Genomic DNA, 15947 nt, shown 5'->3' with positions numbered 1-15947 from the left:
CGGCTGCTACACGCCCAGCTGCACCCACGAGCCGCTGCGCGCGCGAAGCCCCAGCGTCGTCGCGCGCGCAGCCATGAACACGATGCAGAAGCTCGCGGTCAGCGCGGTGAGCGCCGCGACGCCGCTCGGCACCGCGACGGTGACGGCCCAGAGCATCGGGAGGTAGACGGCGAGGTTCACGAGGCTCGTCCATGCGAGGTAGCGCACATCGCCCGCGCCCATGAGCACGCCGTCGAGCACGAATACGTACCCGCCGAGCGGCAGTGACAGCCCGAGCACCATGAGCGGCAGCGGCAGGATCGCGAGCACCGCGGCATCGTCCGTGAAGACCCGGCCGAGCAGGGGGCTGCAGGCGGCGAGCAGCAGCCCGATTGCACCCCCGCTCGCGAGCCCCCAGAACAGGGATCGCCGCACGACGAGCCGCGCACGGTCGGCGTCGCGGGCGCCGAGCGCCTCGCCGACGAGAGCCTGCGCTGCGATGGCGAGCGCGTCGAGCGCGAAGGCCGCCGTCGAGAAGATCGTGAACACGACCTGGTAGCCGGCCGTCGCGTCGGTGCCGTGGCTTGTCGCAGCGAACACGGTCGCGAGGAACGCGGCGCGCAGCCCGATCGTGCGGATGAAGAGCCAGCCGCCGCTGCGCCCCACCCGGCCGAGGCCGTCGCGGCGCGGCCGGAAGTCGCCGCCCGCGCGCCGCACGTGGCGCGCGATGACGGCGAGGTAGACGGCGACCATGCCCCACTGGGCGGCGACCGTGCCCCAGGCGCTGCCCGCGATGCCCCAGCCGAGGCCGGTGATGAACCACCAGTTCAGCAGCGCGTTGACCGCGAAGCCGATCGTCGCCACGACGAGCGGGGTGCGGGTGTCGAGCATGCCGCGCAGCAGCCCGCTCGCCGCGAACACGACGAGCATGGCGGGGATGCCGAGGCACGAGATCGCCAGATACGTCACCGCGTGGCCGGATGTCGCCGCGTCGGTGCCGAAGAGGCCCACCAGCCAGGGGCTCGCGGCCCACATCGCGGCGCCGACGAGCGCTCCGAGACCGAGCGCGAGCCACAGCCCGTCGACCCCCGCCTGCACCGCGCCGCGCAGGTCGCCGGCGCCGCGGCGCCTGGCCACGAACGGCGTCGTCGAGTAGGCGAGGAACACCATGAGACCGACGGCCGTCTGCAGCACGGCGCCCGCGACGGCGAGGCCCGCGAGGGGAGCCGCGCCGAGGTGGCCGACGAGCGCCGAATCGACGATGAGGAAGAGCGGCTCGGCGACGAGCGCGCCGAGCGCCGGGATCGCGAGGCCCGCGATGCTGCGGTCGATGCCGCGGGTTCCGGGCGCGCGTTCAGCCACGGCCTGCCGCGAACTCGCGCAGCCGCGCCATGGCGGTGCGGATGGTCTCCTCGTCCTTCACGTAGGTGAACCGCACCCACGGCGCGAGAGCGGTCGCAGTCGGCGACCCCTGCAGGCAGAACGCCGATACCGGCACGCACGCCACCCCGGCGAGCTCGGGCAGCGCCCGCGCGAGGGCCGCGCCGTCGGGTATCTCGGCAGTGAGCCACGGCGACGCATCGGCGCACACGAAGTAGGTGCCGCCCGGCTCCACGACCGTGAGCCCCGCGGCGCGCAGCCCGTCGAGCAGCAGCCCGCGGCGGTGCTCCAGGGATCGCCGCAGCGCCTCGACATCGGCGTCGCCCTCGGCGAGCGCCCGCGCGATCGCGGGCTGGAACGGGGCGCCGCCCGAGAAGGTGAGGAACTGCTTGACCGCGAGCAGCGCCTCCATGAGTGCTGCCGGGCCGGTGGCCCAGCCGATCTTCCACCCGGTGAGCGAGAACGTCTTGCCCGCCGACGAGATCGATATCGTGCGCTCAGCCATGCCCGGCAGCGTCGAGATCGGAGTGTGGCGCTCGCCGCCGTACAGCAGATGCTCGTAGACCTCGTCGGTCACGACGATCGCGTCGACGCGGCGGGCGGCGTCGGCGATCGCCTCGAGCTCGCGGCGCCCGAGCACCGCGCCGGTCGGATTGTGCGGGGTGTTCACGATGATGACGCGCGTGCGTTCGCCCACGACGGCGTCGAGCGCCGCCAGATCGAGCGCGAACCCGCCGTCATTCGGGACGAGCGGCACCGTCGTATGCGTCGCCCCGGCGAGCGCGATGGCGGCCGCGTGCGAATCGTAGAACGGCTCGATCGTCGCGACCTCGTCTCCCGGGCCCGCGAGCGCGAGCACCGCCGCCGTGATCGCCTCGGTCGCCCCCGCGGTCACCACCACCTCGGTCTCGGGGTCGAGAACGATGCCGTAGTGGCGCTGCCGGTGGGCGGCGATCGCGCGGCGCAGCGCCGGGATGCCCTGACCGGGCGGGTACTGGTTGATGCCGTCGCGGATCGCCTGGGCCGCGACCTCGCGCACCCATTCGGGGCCGTCGGCATCGGGGAAGCCCTGTCCGAGATTCGCGGCTCCCGTACGGCGGGCGAGCGCCGACATCTCCGTGAAGATGGTGGGCCGCGTGCTGCCGTCGGGAGCAATGAGCCCGGTCGCGCGGGCGACTTCGCGCCATCGCGGAGCCGGGAGAGGAGGGCGGGAGGTCATGCCTGCCAGTCTAGTTTCGTCGACCTCGGTTCTGGCGGCCGTTCCAAGCACGCATCGATAGGCTGGTGCCCATGAGCAATGCAGCAGCCCAGTCGGGCATCGACCTCGCCGAACTCGACCCCTCGACGCGGCCGCAGGACGACCTCTTCCGCCACGTCAACGGCAAGTGGATCGATCGCACGGAGATCCCTGGAGACAAGGCGCGCTACGGCTCGTTCGCCGTGCTCGCCGAGAACGCCGAAGAGGCGGTGCGCGACATCATCACGGGCACGGACGCTCCCGCGCCCGGGCTGATCTCGGGCGGCGCGGAGGCCGAGGCCGACAAGGTCGCGGCGCTCTACGCGAGCTTCATGGACACCGACCGCGCAGACTCGCTCGGAGCCGCGCCCATCGCCGCCGATCTCGAGCGGGCCCGCGCCATTGCCACGGTCGACGAGCTCATCGCGACGGTCGCAGACCTCGAGCGCCAGGGCCTCGGCGGCTTTTTCGGCATGTTCGTCGACAACGACCCGGGCGATCCCGCGCGCTACATCGTGTTCGTGATGCAGGGCGGCATCGGGCTGCCCGACGAGTCGTACTACCGCGAGGAGCAGTTCGCCGAGATCCGCGAGCAGTACCGCGCCCACATCGCCCGCATGCTGCGCCTCGCGGGCGCCGCCGGCGACGACGCCGATGCGGAGCGCCTCGCCGGTCTCGCCTTCGATCTCGAGACCCGCATCGCGGCCGCGCACTGGGACAAGGTCGCGAGCCGCGACATCCAGAAGCTCTACAACCTGCGCGACTTCGCGGGTCTCGCCGAGATCACGCCGGAGCTCGACTGGTCGGCGTACCTCGCCGCGATGGGCGCCCCCGAGGCCGCGTTCGCCGAGGTCGTCGCAGCGCAGCCCGAGGCGCTCGCGGGGCTGTCGGCCCTGCTCGGCGCCGCCCGCTCGGACGAGGGCGAGCTCGAGGCGTGGCGCGCGTGGCTCGCCTGGGCCATCGTGCGCGGCTCGGCCGCTCTGCTGTCGCAGGAGATCTCGCGCGCCAACTTCGACTTCTACGGCACCGCGCTCACCGGCGCCCCCGAGCAGCGCGAGCGCTGGCGTCGCGGAGTCTCGTTCGTCGAGGGCGCGATGGGCGAGGCCGTCGGCCGCCTCTACGTCGAGCGCCACTTCGACGAGTCCGCGAAGGCGTCGATGGACGAGCTCGTCGGGCACCTCATCGAGGCCTATCGAGAGTCGATCGAGGGGCTGTCGTGGATGGGCGCCGACACGCGGGAGCGCGCGCTCGAGAAGCTCGGCAAGTTCACGCCGAAGATCGGCTACCCGGTCAAATGGCGGGACTACTCGGAGCTCGCCACCGATGCCGGCGACCTGCTCGGCAATTCGCGTCGCGTCGCCGAATCCGAATTCGCCCGCGAACTCGGCAAGGTGGGGCGGCCCATCGACCGCGACGAGTGGTTCATGACCCCGCAGACGGTGAACGCCTACTACAACCCGGGCTTCAACGAGATCGTCTTCCCGGCTGCGATCCTGCAGCCGCCCTTCTTCGATGCGTCGTGGGATGCGGCCACGAACTTCGGCGCGATCGGCGCCGTCATCGGCCACGAGATCGGCCACGGCTTCGATGACCAGGGGTCGCGCTACGACGGCGACGGCCGCCTCACCGATTGGTGGACGGCTGCCGACCGGGAGGCCTTCGAGCAGCTCACGGGCGCGCTCATCGGCCAGTACAACGCGCTCTCGCCCGAGGGGGCGGAGGGGCAGACCGTCAACGGCGAGCTCACCATCGGCGAGAACATCGGCGACCTGTCGGGCCTCGAGATCGCCTGGAAGGCGTACCGGCGCTCGCTCGGCGGAGCGGAGTCGCCCGTCATCGACGGGCTGACCGGCGCCGAGCGCTTCTTCCTCGCCTGGTCGCAGGCGTGGCAGCAGAAGTCGCGCCCGGAGGAGACGGTGCGCCTGCTCACGATCGACCCGCATTCGCCGAACGAGTTCCGGTGCAACCAGATCGTGCGCAATCTCGACGCATTCCACGAGGCGTATGCGACGCGGCCGGGCGACGGGCTGTGGCTCGCCCCCGAGGAGCGCGTCTCGATCTGGTAGTCGCGAGCCGGGATGGAGGTCGGAGCGGTGCAGCAGCTTGCAGAGATGGGCGACCCGAGGCGTAGCGGAGCGCGCCGGTGGCTCTTCTGCATCGCGGCCGCGGCGCTGTGGATCGCGAGCGGGGGCGCTCTTCAGGCGCTGCGCTGGTTCACCTCCTACGGTCCGCTCCTGGGCGCGGTACTGCCCGAGACGCTGCCGGGAACGGTATGGATGCGTCCCGGGGCCTGGGGTGTTCTGACCGTCATTCTGGGCGGGATCGCCCTCGCGCTCGTCACACTCACCGTTGCCGGTCTGCTGCAGCTCGGGAGCGGCCGACCCGGTCGTCGGCCTGCGGCTGGTGGCCGGGCGGCGGTCTGGCTGGCTACGATCCTCGCCGGCACCATCCTCGGCGCCGTCACCGATCTGGCGCGGTTTGCGGCCTTGCCGCCCGGAATGGGGCTGCGGAGCGCGCTCTCGGTGGTGGATCTCGGCGCCACTGCCGCCCATGGTGCCTACTGGGGAGCCCTCTACGGCTGGATCATCGCCCTGATCGCCGCGCCACGGATCCGGAGCGGAGGATCCCGCGCGCTGTCTGCTGCCGCGGATGGCCGGCACCCCGTCGGGCCACCGCTGCGTGTGATTCAGCGGCCCATCGCGCTCATCGTCGTGTCCCTGATCGCGGTCGCCGCCTACGCGATCGTCAGCGTCGGCGGCGACCGATCCTGGCATCGGCAGACGCAGGCCGAGGCCGCGGAGGCCGAGCGGGCTGCGGCCGTCGAAGCCGGCACTCCGCGCACGGGATCCGCCCCTGATCCCTATGCCACGGGAGAGGCGGTGCCGGCGCGAGCCTCCGCCTCCGAGGGGGCAGTGGACCCCTCCGACCGGGGCCCGCGTGCGTGCGCCGCTGAGGAGATGACCTTGATGTACGGTGATGCCGACGCGGCAACCGGCCACCGTCTGCAGACCCTGCGCGTCGTGAACGGCGGTGAATCCGCGTGCGTGCTGCAGGGCTATCCCGACATCGCGTTCGCCGATCAGAACGGACATCTGCTCGATGTGACGGTGGAGCACGGACCCTCCTTCATGGCGCAGGAAGACCCCGGCCCGCTGGAGGTATCGCTCGGCCCCGGTGAATGGGCGATCACTCGGATCGGCTGGAATGCGAATTCCACGCAGGGATCCCTCGTGGCCACCGAGATCTATGCCGCCCTGCTGCCGGGAGATGAACGGCACCCCTGGCCGCCAAGTGCCCCGTTCGACATCGTGCCGGGGGCGACCGTAGCCGTCACGGCCTGGGCGGCCGACTCGGGCCCCGTGCCGAGCGACCCGTGAACCGGATCATCGTGCTCCACGCACGACGATGATCCGGGGCCGCGAGCAATACGAGCCTGCAGCCGAGCATCCGTGCGCTGAGCGGCTTACCGGCCCACCGGCCTATTTCGGGCGCCGTTTCAGGTAGTGCACCGACATGCCGAAGATGATGCCGAGCGACATTCCGAGCGCGAGGCCCATCGCGACGTCGCCGAGCGCTGCACCGATACCCGCTCCGACTGCGATGCCGATCGCGAGGCCCGAGCCCGCGGCCGCATAGCCCGGGTTCCGCTGTGCGTCGTTCGGCTGCTCCGGGTCCGGTTGTGCGTCGTTCTGCTGCTCGTCCATGTCATCGACGTTACGCACCGCGGTCGCCGCGCGGATCCGGCTGCCGGGTGAATTCGCCTCCGCCGATCGGGGGACGCCGAGCGCGGCCCGGGGTCGCGAGTCGTCGTACCGAGGCTTCACCCCTCGCCCGGGCGGGCCATGCCCGGCCGGGCGGGTCTGCCGTCGGTGTCAGCGCTCTGCGCGGGTGCTGCCGCGCACGATCAGCTCGGGGGCGAGCCGCTCGCTGTCGGGTGTGCCGCCCCGGAGCACTTCGGTGAGCAGCTCGTAACCGCGGAAACCCATGCGGTGCATCGGCGAACGCACGCTCGTGAGCCCGACGCTCGTCGCGAGCGGGGTGTCGTTGTACCCGCAGATGGCGACATCGTCGTGGATGTGGATGCCGCGGGCGGTGAGCGCGCCGAGCGCTCCGATGGCGGCGAAGTCGTTGGCCGCGAAGATGGCCTCGGGCGGCGGGCCGGCCGAGAGCAGCTGCTCCGACGACTCGCGACCGGCGATCGCGTCGAAGCCGCCGTGCACGATCGTGATGCGGTCGTCGTCGATGCCGTGCTCGTGCAATGCGTCGACGAAGCCGCGGGTGCGCAGCTCGGAGGTGGAGGTGCCGAGCTTGCCGGCGAGGATGCCGAACGAGGTGCGTCCGGTCGCGACCAGGTGCTCGGCCATCATGCGTCCGCCGGCCTCGTCGTCGCAGGTGACCGAGATGTGCCCGGTCAGTCTGCGGCTCACGAGCACGTGCGGCACGCGGCGCTCGTTCAGTTCGTCGAAGAGCTCGCGCTGGTCCGAGCGGGCGTCGCCGAAGACGAGGCCGTCGACCCTGCTCGCGAGCAGGCGCTCGGTCTTCGTGCGGCGCAGTTCGGCGTCGTCGAGCGAGTTCGAGACCATGGTGAGGCAGCCGTTCGCGGTGGCGGCCTCGTCGATGCCCTCGTAGATCGTGGAGAGCACGTAGTCCTGCAGTCGGGGCACGATGACGCCGACGAGGTTCGATCGGGCCGTGCGCAGCGAGGCAGCGTAGGGGTTGCGCGTGTACCCGCGTTCGGCGGCGAGCGAGATGATGCGCTCCGCGGTATCCGCGGCGGCCCAGCGGCTCTTCGGCCCCGCGGGGTCGTTCAGCACCCGCGATACCGTCGACGGGTTGAGGCCGAGTTCGCTCGCGAGGGCCTTCAGCGTGATCGGGCGGCTGGTGTGCATGATCCTCCAGCCTCGCTCGGTATGTGTACGTGCTCCGCGGGCGCTCGTGGGCCGCGGCGACGCGCCGGTCCGCTCTGCCGGTGCGATGCCCCATCATCCTACCCGGATGTCGGTGCCCGGAGATCTCGGCCCGCATCGTCGACGGTTTCCGTACGGGATCGCCGTCGCGAGCACTCGAATCGTCGTCAGCAGGGCGGTCTTCGACTGCTTTCATCCAACGATTGCAGCAAACGTGTGCGACAATCGCTTGCGGCAAGCGATTGCGTAGTGTTAAATGTCGGATACAGCAGCTGTTCACCGGAACACCCAAGGGAGCGTTTTTCGTGAGAAGAATCGTCGTGCTCGGCACCGGAGGCACCATCGCCTCGCGCGGCAGCGCCGAGGCGAATGCGGTCGCGACGAGCAGCATCTCCGACCTGCTCGCCCCGCTCGCCCCCGACTGCGAGCTCGATGCCCGCGACGTGATGACGATCGGCAGCTACAACATCGGCTTCGCCGAGATGCGCCGGATCGCCGAGGCCGCCACCGCTGCCGCCGCCGAGCCCGGCGTCGACGGCGTCGTGGTCACCCACGGCACCGACACCATGGAGGAGTCGGCCTACCTTACCGATCTGCTCGCCGGTGCCGGCACCGATGGCGCCGACTCCGATTGCGCCCCGATCGTGTTCACCGGCGCCCAGTTCGCCGCCGACACCATCGCCCCCGACGGCGGCCGCAACATCGCCGACGCCATCGCTTTCGCCGCGAGCCCCGAACTGCGCGGAATCGGGGCCGGCATCGCCTTCGGCGGCGACCTCGTGGCGGCCCGGGGTACCCGGAAGGCGCATACCACGGCGCCGAGCCCGTTCGAGGGCGGGGTGCTCATCGCCCGTCGGCGGGGCGGCGACGTCGCGCTGCACGCCCGCCCGGCCCGGCCCGGCCCGCCGCTCGCGATCGGCGAGGCCTTCGACACGCTCGTCGTCGACGCCGTGATCGCGGCTCCCGGCATCGACCCCGCGCTCTTCGAGATCGCGGCGGCGCGCTCGAAGGCCGTCGTGGTCGTCGGTACCGGCGTCGGCAACGCCGGCCCCGGTTTCGCGCAGGCCGTCGCGGCTGCGACCGAAGCCGGCACCCCCGTCGTGCTCGCGACCCGCGTCGCCTTCGGCCCCGTCACCCCGGTCTACGGCGGCGGCGGCGGAGTCGACATCGTACGGGCGGGGGCGACCGCCGCCGCCGAGCTCGGCCACGCTCAGGCCCGCATCCTCGCCGCGGCACTGCTCGCCGACCCGGCCGGGGCGCCGACCACGGTCGCCGACTTCACCGCACGCTTCCTGCGGCACGCCGGCTGACGGCGGCCGGCACCGCACGCATCACCCCACGCACCATCAACACGAAGGAGTATTTGAAATGTCGAAGAAGATCATGGTCAGCATCGGGATCGACGTCGACGCCGTCGGCGGCTGGCTCGGCTCGTACGGCGGCCAGGATTCGCCCGGCGATATCTCGCGCGGCCTCTTCGCCGGCGAGGTCGGTGTGCCCCGCCTGCTGAAGCTCGCCCAGGATCGACAGATCCCGGTCACCTGGTTCTGGCCCGGCCATTCGATCGAGACCTTCCCCGAGCAGTTCGAGGCCACGGTCGCGGCGGGCCACGAAGTCGGCGTGCACGGCTACAGCCACGAGAACCCGATCGCCATGACCCGCGAGCAGGAGACCGAGGTGCTCGACCACTGCCTCGAGCTGTTCGAGAGCCGCACGGGCGAGCGCCCCGTCGGCTACGTCGCCCCCTGGTGGGAGTTCTCGAAGGTCACCAACGAGATCCTGCTCGAGCGCGGCTTCCTCTACGACCACTCGCTCATGCACCACGACCACATGCCGTACCGCGTGCGCGTCGGCGACACCTGGACCAAGATCAACTACGAGGCCGCGTCGGCCAAGGAGTGGATGAAGCCGCTCGTGCGCGGCGAGGAGACCGACCTCATCGAGATCCCCGCGAGCTGGTACCTCGACGACCTGCCCCCGATGATGTTCATCAAGGGCAGCGCGAACAGCCACGGCTTCGTGAGCCCGCGCGACATCGAGATGCTGTGGCGCGACCAGTTCGACTGGGTCTACCGCGAGATGGACTACGCCGTCTTCCCGATCACCATCCACCCCGATGTCAGCGGCCGCCCCCAGACCCTGCTGATGCTCGAGCGCCTCATCGACCACATGTCGCAGCACGACGGCGTCGAGTTCATGTTCATGAAGGATGTCGCCCGCGACTTCGACGCGCGCTTCCCGCGCCACTGACCCCATTCCCCGTCCCTGAAAGGACACCCGACAGCGATGTCAACCCACTCCCCGTCTCCCGCGGAGACTCAGAACCGGGCCGAGCCCTGGAACCGACCCATCACGAAGCGGACCATCGTCCACGTCTCGATCATCTGCTTCGTCGCCTGGGTCATCTCGGTGTACGACTACACCCTCTTCGGCACACTGCTGCCCGTCATCGCCGAAGACTTCGGCTGGAACACCGCCGACATCGCTGCGATCAACACCTACGTCACCATCGGCGTGTTCATCGTGTCGCTGATCGTCGGCACCATCCTCGACAAGCTCGGCCGCAAGCGCGCCCTGATCCTGCTCGTACTCGGCGGCGCCCTCGCCTCGGGCCTCACCGGCCTCGCGGCCGGGCTCGGCAGCATGATCGTCATCCGCGCGTTCACGGGCCTGTCGATCTCGGAGGAGGTCGTCAACGCGGTCTACCTGAGCGAGATGTACCGCAAGGTGAAGAAGAAGGGGCTCGTCTACGCGCTCGTGCAGGGCGGCTACCCGATCGGCGCGCTGCTCGCCGCCGCGATCTCGGCCGCCTTCCTGCCGGTCATCGGCTGGCGGGGCAGTTTCGTGCTCGCCGGAGTGCTGGGCCTCGTCGTCGTGCTGCTCGCGTTCACGCTGCCGGAGTCGCCGACGTTCGCGGCCATCAGGGAGGTCAAGCGCCGCCGCGAGGCGGGCGATGATGCGGGGGCCGCGGCCCTCGCCGCCGAGCACGAGCTCGACCTTGACGCGAACAGCACGGGCGGCCTGCGCGAGGTGTTCGGGCCGCAGCATCGGGGGCACACGATCTCGCTGGCGCTCGCCTGGTTCGCGAGCTGGATGGCCATCCAGGTGTTCTCGGTGCTCGGCACGACCGTGCTCGTCGCGGCGAAGGGCGTCTCCTTCGACAACGCGCTGTTCATCCTGATCCTCGCGAACGCCGTCGGCTTCTGCGGATACGTGTTCCACGGCTGGATCGGCGACAAGATCAGCCGCCGCCTCACCGTCATTCTGGGCTGGACCCTGGGCGGCATCGTGAGCTTCATCATGCTCATCGGCCCGGGCGAGGCCTGGTTCATCTTCCCGATGTACGCGCTCACCCTGTTCTTCCTGAACGGTCCGTTCGCGGCTCTGCTCTACTACGGCGGCGAATCGTTCCCGGCCCACGTGCGCGGCGTCGGCAACAACGTGGCGCACGTCATGGCTCCCGTCGGCGGGATCGCCGGTTCGGGCCTGCTCGCCATCCTGCTCTCGGCGGGCGCGAGCATGATCGTCGCGGCGGCGATCGCGGGCTCGCTGGCGCTGATCCTGGGCGGCGTCTGCATGAGCTTCACACGCAAGGTGGATCAGCGGACGGCTGCAGAGAAAGCGGAGGTGGCAGCATGATGACGCGTGACGACGGTCTCGTCGGCAAGGTCGCGGTGATCACGGGCGGTGCCAGCGGCATCGGCCAGGCGCTCGCGGTGGCGTACGCGCGCGCCGGAGCGCACAGCGTCATCGGCGTCTTCCCGGGCGACCCCTACGGCGCCGATGAGACGATCGGCCTCGTCGAGGCGGCGGGCGGCCGCTGCATCGCGGTCGAGATGGACGTGCGTACGACCGAGGGCAACGAGGCGCTCGCCCAGGCGGCCATCGACGAGTTCGGTCGGCTCGACATCGCGGTCGCGGCTGCAGGGATCCTGCGACGCCAATCGCTCGGCGAGATGACCGACGAGGCCTGGGACGACATGATGCAGGTCGACTTCACCGGGGTGCTGCGCACCTTCCGCGCCTGCGCCGGCCGCATGAGCGGTGCCGGCGCCATGGTGGCGACCTCGTCGATCGCGGGCGGGGTGTACGGGTGGGAGGATCACAGCCACTACGCCGCGGCGAAGTCGGGCCTGCTCGGGCTCTGCCGATCCCTGGCGGTCGAGCTCGCACCGCGCAAGATTCGCGTGAACGCCGTGATTCCGGGCCTGATCGAGAGCCCGCAGTCGCTCGACGGCAAGAATTCGCTCGGTAAGGACGGCCTCGAGGCCGCCGGCAGCATCATCCCGTGGGGCCGCGTCGGCAACGTGGACGAGGCCGCCCGGGTCATCCGGTTCCTCACCTCCGACGACTCCGCCTACGTCACCGGTCAGCAGCTGATCGTCGACGGCGGGCTCACGGTGCGCTGGCCGAGCTGACACCGTGCGCGGCCCCGAGGTCGAAACCCGGGGCGCGCACCATCGTATTCGAAGAGCGCCGTGCGGCGGCGCGAGCAGGAGGGAGTGGAGCATGGCACAGCTCGAAGGAAAGGTCGCGGTCGTCGTCGGCGCCGCAAGCGGCATCGGTGCGGCGATCGCCGCGCTGTTCAGCAGCGAGGGGGCTCAGGTCGCCCTCGCCGACCGCTCTGCCGCCGGGGTCGAGGCGACCCGCGCCCGGTGCATCGGCCCTGCGAAGGTCAGCAGCCACATCGTCGACGTCACCGACGCCGCGGCCGTCGAGGCGGCGCTCGCCGCGGCGGCCGAGGAGCACGGCGGCATCGACATCCTCGTGAACAGCGCCGGCATCCTCGAGGAGGTGCCCGTGCTCGAGATGACCCCCGAGGCCTGGGACCGCACGATCGGCGTCGACCTCACCGGCGTCTTCCACACCGCCCGCTACGTCGCGCCGCACATGATCGAGCGCGGGGGCGGACGTATCATCAACGTCGCATCGCAGCTCGGCATCAAGGGCGGCACCGGCCTCGCCCACTACGTCGCGGCGAAGGCCGGCGTCATCGGGCTCGACAAGGCGCTCGCCCTCGAGCTCGCACCCCACAACATCCTCGTGAACTCGATCGCTCCCGGCCCCATCGAGACCCCGCTCATCGACGGCCTCTCGGAGGATTGGAAGCGCGACAAGCGCGCCGAGCTGCCGATCGGCCGCTTCGGCACCGCCGAGGAGGTCGCGCCGACCGCGCTCCTGCTCGCTGCCTCGCCGAGCGGCGATCTGTACACGGGCCAGACCCTCGGCCCGAACAGCGGCGACGTGATGCCGTAGACCCGGGCGAGCGGAGAACGAACATGTGCGGTGCGTGCCCCGGAGGCGGACGGCTCAGCGCGGGGACCCTGTTCCTCGCGCAGCGGTTCTCGCCCGCGCGCACCGCGCAGCTCGTCTCCGAGCTCACCGGCGACCGCCTGCGCATCGCCCCGCTCGGCGACGGCTGGTCGGTCGGCCTCCCCACCGGCGGTATGACGGTCGCCGCCGACTTCGAGACCCTGGTGCGCGTGTGCGCCTCGTTCGTGCGGGCCGATCGGCGGGATGACGTGCGGGCGCGAGCCGCGATGGCGCACAGTGCCGAGAGCGCGGGCATCGTCTACATCCTCGAGCGTTTCTCCGCTGCTCCGCCGTCCACCGGCCACGAGGTGTTCGACCCATGCGCGGAGAGCATCGCCTGACCAGCGCTGATGGGCCGCGGCGCGAGTCGCCGCCCCGGGTCAGTCGTCGGGGGCGTCCAGAATCGGGCGCTGCTCGTAGAAGGTCTGCAGCACGACCGTGGTGCGCGTATTGACGAGCACGGCCAAGCGGATGTCGCGGATGAGTGTTTCGAGATCCCTGGGTGCGCCCACGCGCACGAAGAGCATATAGCTCGCCTCGCCCGCGATCGAGTAACAGGATTCGATGGCGGTGAGGTGCTCGAGCAGCTCGGGCACGTCATCGGCCCGCGCCGGGTCGAGCGGAGTAATCTCGATGAAGGCCGACAGCCCCTTGCCGACGGCCTCGGGGTCGATCGTCGCCCGGTAGCCGGTGATGACGCCGCTGCTCTCGAGGCGCTTCAGCCGGGCCTGCACCGCCGAGGTCGAGAGACCGACGCGGGACGAGAGCTGCGAGAGCGTGGCGCGGGGGTCGCGCGCCACTTCGGCGGCGAGACGGTGATCGACCGGGTCTTCCATGCAACGAAGGCTAGCAGCTGCGTGTCGGCGAGCGGGGGTCGATGGCGCACAGGACGGTTGACTTTGCGTAGCTTCCATGTAAATATTCCGGTGACTGCTATATTTTGCAGGATAATTTACATGCCGCACCATGATGGGAGGTTGCCATGTCCATCTCAGCTCAGAATGCTCAGACCGTCATCGGAGAACCCGAGGTCGTCGAGGATGCGCGCGCGGTCGAGACCAGCGAGGCCTGGCAGCAGCTGAAGGCGGCCGCGACCGCGATCCAGGCGCTGCAGGTGAAGGACGGCTCGATCCCCGACCCCGCGGATCACACCCGCGGCCGCGAGCTCGTCGAGACGATCGTCGCTTCGATCTCGGCGCTTGTTCCGCTCTTCCCGCACGACGCCGCCTACCTCGAGGCGCTGCCCGTCGATTTCGACCGCTGGGTCGCGGGCGGCTTCGGCGTCCCCGACTTCCTCGATTCGCTCACGCAGTTCCAACCGCAGCAGCACCGCGTCGACGGCATCCGCCATCTCGTCGTGTTCCCGATGGTCACCCAGAACGGTTCGTCGAACCGCTATGTCGAGGCGCTGCTGGTCGAGACCATCTGGCCCGAGTTCATCGCCGCGCTCGAGGCCGGCGACTACGGCAACAAGCTGTTCGTCTCGCTGCGCCTCATCGACTTCACCCCCGGGTACGACACGAACTCCGCCGTGCTCTTCCCCGAGACGGTGGCGATGCGCGAGATCCCGCAGTTCACCTGGGGCGCCATCTTCCAGGACCGCGAGGCGGCCCGCTACCGCCGTGTGACCGCGGCGGCGGCCGACATCACCAAGCTCGCCCTTCCCGAAGACGCGGCGGAGATGCTCGGCGATCACGACCTCACCGAGAAGACGTTCGTCATGTGGGACATCATCCACGACCGCACGCACATGCGCGGCGACCTGCCCTTCGATCCCTTCATGATCAAGCAGCGCATGCCGTTCTTCCTCTACTCGCTCGAAGAGCTGCGCTGCGACCTCACCGCCTTCCGCGAGTCGGTGAAGATCCAGCGCTCTCTCGACGCCCGCGCCGCGGCCGGAGAAGAGCTGAGCGAGGTCGAGCAGCAGATCCGCAAGCACGCGAAGCTCGTGCAGTACGCGGTGATCTTCGACCGCATCTTCCGCTTCTCGATCACCGGTTCGCGCGTGCGCAACTACGACGGCCTCGGCGGCCAGCTGATCTTCGCCTGGCTGCACCGGAAGCACGTGCTCGAATGGCGCGACGTCGAGCTGAGCTTCGACTGGGACAAGGTCGCCGACGCCGTCGTCGAGCTCGGCGACGCGATCGACGACCTCTACTGGGAGTCGATCGACCGCCCGAAGACGGTGCACTGGCTGAAGGCGTACGAGCTCGTCTCGAGCGTCGTCACCCCGAACCCGGCATCGGTGTGGGCCGAGGGGCTGCCCCGCGAAGTGCTCGCCGGCCCGCCCAAGGGCTACACCGACCTCGTGATGGACGACGAGTTCCCGCTCTCGATGTTCTTCGAAGCGCTCGACAAGAAGATGAAGAGCGTCATCGAATCGACCGCCGGTATCCGTGCGACGGACGTCTGAGTGACGGATGTCTGAGCGATGGATGCCTGAACGAGGAGGCGCAGCGACGACCGTGCTCTCGGGCCGCACGGTGCTGATCGCGGGGGCGACGAGCGCGTCGGGCCTCGCCGCCGCCCGCGCGCTCGCCGCAGCAGGCGCCCGGGTCGTGGCGGCGGGGCGCAGCGCAGAGAAGCTCGCACCCCTCGCCGAGCTCGGCGCGCGCACCGAGGCGGTCGACCTCGCCGACGAAGCCGCGGTGTTCGCGCTCGCCGATCGGCTGCGGGCCGATGGCGTGCGCGTGCACGGAGTGCTGCACCTCGTCGGCGGGTGGCGCGGCGGAGGCGGTCTCGCCGGGCAGACCGAGGCCGATTACCGCGTTCTCGAGAACTCGTTCACGGCGCTGCGCCATGTGACGCGCGCCTTCGACGCCGAACTGCGCGAGGCCGAGACCGGGCGGCTGGCGATGATCTCGTCGACGGCGGTCGCGCGCCCGCTCGCGGGCGGCGCGAACTACGCAGCGGTCAAGGCGGCGAGCGAGGCCTGGATGCGCGCGGTCGCGCAGGGCTATGCGAAAGACGCGCGGGATCGCGGCGCCCGGTTGCGCGCGGCCGCGATAGTCTTCCGGGTGAAGACGCTGGCGGGCCTCGAAGAGCGCGTCGCCGACGCCTACATCGACCTGTGGAGCGCCGACGCGGCCTCCGTGAACGACACGGTCGTCGAAGTGCTCGAGAAGGAATAG

General features: G+C 70.5%; 15 protein-coding genes. 10 read left to right on the top strand and 5 right to left on the bottom strand.

Annotated features, from left to right (window positions below):
• Positions 1 to 6: 6 nt before the first annotated feature.
• Complete coding sequence (locus ACUYTF_RS04440; protein WP_449279360.1) at positions 7 to 1341, bottom strand: MATE family efflux transporter; 1335 nt, start codon at positions 1339 to 1341, stop codon at positions 7 to 9.
• Positions 1334 to 2578, bottom strand: a complete 1245-nt coding sequence (locus tag ACUYTF_RS04435; protein WP_449279359.1) for an aminotransferase class I/II-fold pyridoxal phosphate-dependent enzyme — start codon at positions 2576 to 2578, stop codon at positions 1334 to 1336. The genes ACUYTF_RS04440 and ACUYTF_RS04435 overlap by 8 nt, the downstream gene beginning before the upstream one ends.
• Before the next feature lie 71 nt (positions 2579 to 2649).
• Between ACUYTF_RS04435 and ACUYTF_RS04430 the strand changes: the two genes are divergently transcribed.
• Positions 2650 to 4662 carry a M13 family metallopeptidase gene (locus ACUYTF_RS04430; protein WP_449279358.1) on the top strand — a complete coding sequence of 671 codons (2013 nt, stop codon included), beginning with the start codon at positions 2650 to 2652 and terminating at the stop codon, positions 4660 to 4662.
• A gap of 27 nt (positions 4663 to 4689) precedes the next feature.
• On the top strand, positions 4690 to 5973 hold the full coding sequence (locus ACUYTF_RS04425; protein WP_449279357.1) for a DUF4232 domain-containing protein: 1284 nt from the start codon (positions 4690 to 4692) through the stop codon (positions 5971 to 5973).
• 102 nt (positions 5974 to 6075) lie between these two features.
• Here the strand turns inward: ACUYTF_RS04425 and ACUYTF_RS04420 are convergent, their stop codons facing one another.
• The gene (locus ACUYTF_RS04420) at positions 6076 to 6300 is read right to left on the bottom strand and encodes a hypothetical protein (protein WP_449279356.1); all 225 of its coding nucleotides are present in this window, start codon (positions 6298 to 6300) and stop codon (positions 6076 to 6078) included.
• A gap of 168 nt (positions 6301 to 6468) precedes the next feature.
• Positions 6469 to 7485, bottom strand: a complete 1017-nt coding sequence (locus ACUYTF_RS04415) for a substrate-binding domain-containing protein (RefSeq protein ID WP_434142911.1) — start codon at positions 7483 to 7485, stop codon at positions 6469 to 6471.
• A 323-nt stretch (positions 7486 to 7808) separates the two neighbouring features.
• Between ACUYTF_RS04415 and ACUYTF_RS04410 the strand changes: the two genes are divergently transcribed.
• From ACUYTF_RS04410 to ACUYTF_RS04385, 6 genes are all read left to right on the top strand, one after another.
• Positions 7809 to 8813 (top strand): asparaginase domain-containing protein, encoded by a 1005-nt coding sequence (locus tag ACUYTF_RS04410; protein ID WP_449279355.1) that lies wholly within the window; start codon positions 7809 to 7811, stop codon positions 8811 to 8813.
• A gap of 58 nt (positions 8814 to 8871) precedes the next feature.
• On the top strand, positions 8872 to 9753 hold the full coding sequence (locus ACUYTF_RS04405; RefSeq protein WP_434142914.1) for a polysaccharide deacetylase family protein: 882 nt from the start codon (positions 8872 to 8874) through the stop codon (positions 9751 to 9753).
• A gap of 36 nt (positions 9754 to 9789) precedes the next feature.
• Positions 9790 to 11142, top strand: coding sequence for an MFS transporter (locus ACUYTF_RS04400; protein ID WP_434142915.1), 1353 nt, complete (start codon positions 9790 to 9792; stop codon positions 11140 to 11142).
• Positions 11142 to 11921, top strand: coding sequence for an SDR family oxidoreductase (locus tag ACUYTF_RS04395; RefSeq protein WP_434143199.1), 780 nt, complete (start codon positions 11142 to 11144; stop codon positions 11919 to 11921). Before ACUYTF_RS04400 ends, ACUYTF_RS04395 begins: the two co-directional genes overlap by 1 nt.
• A 91-nt stretch (positions 11922 to 12012) precedes the next feature.
• Positions 12013 to 12759, top strand: a complete 747-nt coding sequence (locus ACUYTF_RS04390) for an SDR family NAD(P)-dependent oxidoreductase (RefSeq protein ID WP_449279354.1) — start codon at positions 12013 to 12015, stop codon at positions 12757 to 12759.
• Between the two features lie 23 nt (positions 12760 to 12782).
• Positions 12783 to 13157 carry a hypothetical protein gene (locus tag ACUYTF_RS04385; protein WP_449279353.1) on the top strand — a complete coding sequence of 125 codons (375 nt, stop codon included), beginning with the start codon at positions 12783 to 12785 and terminating at the stop codon, positions 13155 to 13157.
• A 39-nt stretch (positions 13158 to 13196) separates the two neighbouring features.
• On the opposite strand, the gene ACUYTF_RS04380 is transcribed toward ACUYTF_RS04385, so the two are convergent.
• Entirely contained in the window at positions 13197 to 13652 is a 456-nt protein-coding gene (locus ACUYTF_RS04380; protein WP_434142919.1) for a winged helix-turn-helix transcriptional regulator, read from the bottom strand.
• Positions 13653 to 13798: 146 nt separating this feature from the next.
• Between ACUYTF_RS04380 and ACUYTF_RS04375 the strand changes: the two genes are divergently transcribed.
• Together ACUYTF_RS04375 and ACUYTF_RS04370 are read left to right on the top strand one after the other, a co-directional pair.
• Positions 13799 to 15229, top strand: coding sequence for a DUF6421 family protein (locus ACUYTF_RS04375; protein ID WP_434142921.1), 1431 nt, complete (start codon positions 13799 to 13801; stop codon positions 15227 to 15229).
• Positions 15230 to 15251: 22 nt separating this feature from the next.
• A complete protein-coding gene (locus tag ACUYTF_RS04370; protein ID WP_434142923.1) occupies positions 15252 to 15947 on the top strand; it encodes an SDR family NAD(P)-dependent oxidoreductase in 696 nt (231 codons plus the stop codon).

This window comes from Leucobacter sp. GX0328, from assembly GCF_053567315.1.
The sequence above is the reverse complement of the archived record's forward strand: the minus strand, read 5'-3'. Positions and strand labels throughout refer to the sequence as shown.

Coding starts and splice junctions, on each gene's coding strand:
- ACUYTF_RS04435 (WP_449279359.1), bottom strand. CDS start 2,578: ATGACCTCCCGCCCTCCTCTCCCGGCTCCGCGATGGCGCGAAGTCGCC.
- ACUYTF_RS04430 (WP_449279358.1), top strand. CDS start 2,650: ATGAGCAATGCAGCAGCCCAGTCGGGCATCGACCTCGCCGAACTCGAC.
- ACUYTF_RS04420 (WP_449279356.1), bottom strand. CDS start 6,300: ATGGACGAGCAGCAGAACGACGCACAACCGGACCCGGAGCAGCCGAAC.
- ACUYTF_RS04415 (WP_434142911.1), bottom strand. CDS start 7,485: ATGCACACCAGCCGCCCGATCACGCTGAAGGCCCTCGCGAGCGAACTC.
- ACUYTF_RS04405 (WP_434142914.1), top strand. CDS start 8,872: ATGTCGAAGAAGATCATGGTCAGCATCGGGATCGACGTCGACGCCGTC.
- ACUYTF_RS04400 (WP_434142915.1), top strand. CDS start 9,790: ATGTCAACCCACTCCCCGTCTCCCGCGGAGACTCAGAACCGGGCCGAG.
- ACUYTF_RS04395 (WP_434143199.1), top strand. CDS start 11,142: ATGACGCGTGACGACGGTCTCGTCGGCAAGGTCGCGGTGATCACGGGC.
- ACUYTF_RS04390 (WP_449279354.1), top strand. CDS start 12,013: ATGGCACAGCTCGAAGGAAAGGTCGCGGTCGTCGTCGGCGCCGCAAGC.
- ACUYTF_RS04385 (WP_449279353.1), top strand. CDS start 12,783: ATGTGCGGTGCGTGCCCCGGAGGCGGACGGCTCAGCGCGGGGACCCTG.
- ACUYTF_RS04380 (WP_434142919.1), bottom strand. CDS start 13,652: ATGGAAGACCCGGTCGATCACCGTCTCGCCGCCGAAGTGGCGCGCGAC.
- ACUYTF_RS04375 (WP_434142921.1), top strand. CDS start 13,799: ATGTCCATCTCAGCTCAGAATGCTCAGACCGTCATCGGAGAACCCGAG.
- ACUYTF_RS04370 (WP_434142923.1), top strand. CDS start 15,252: ATGCCTGAACGAGGAGGCGCAGCGACGACCGTGCTCTCGGGCCGCACG.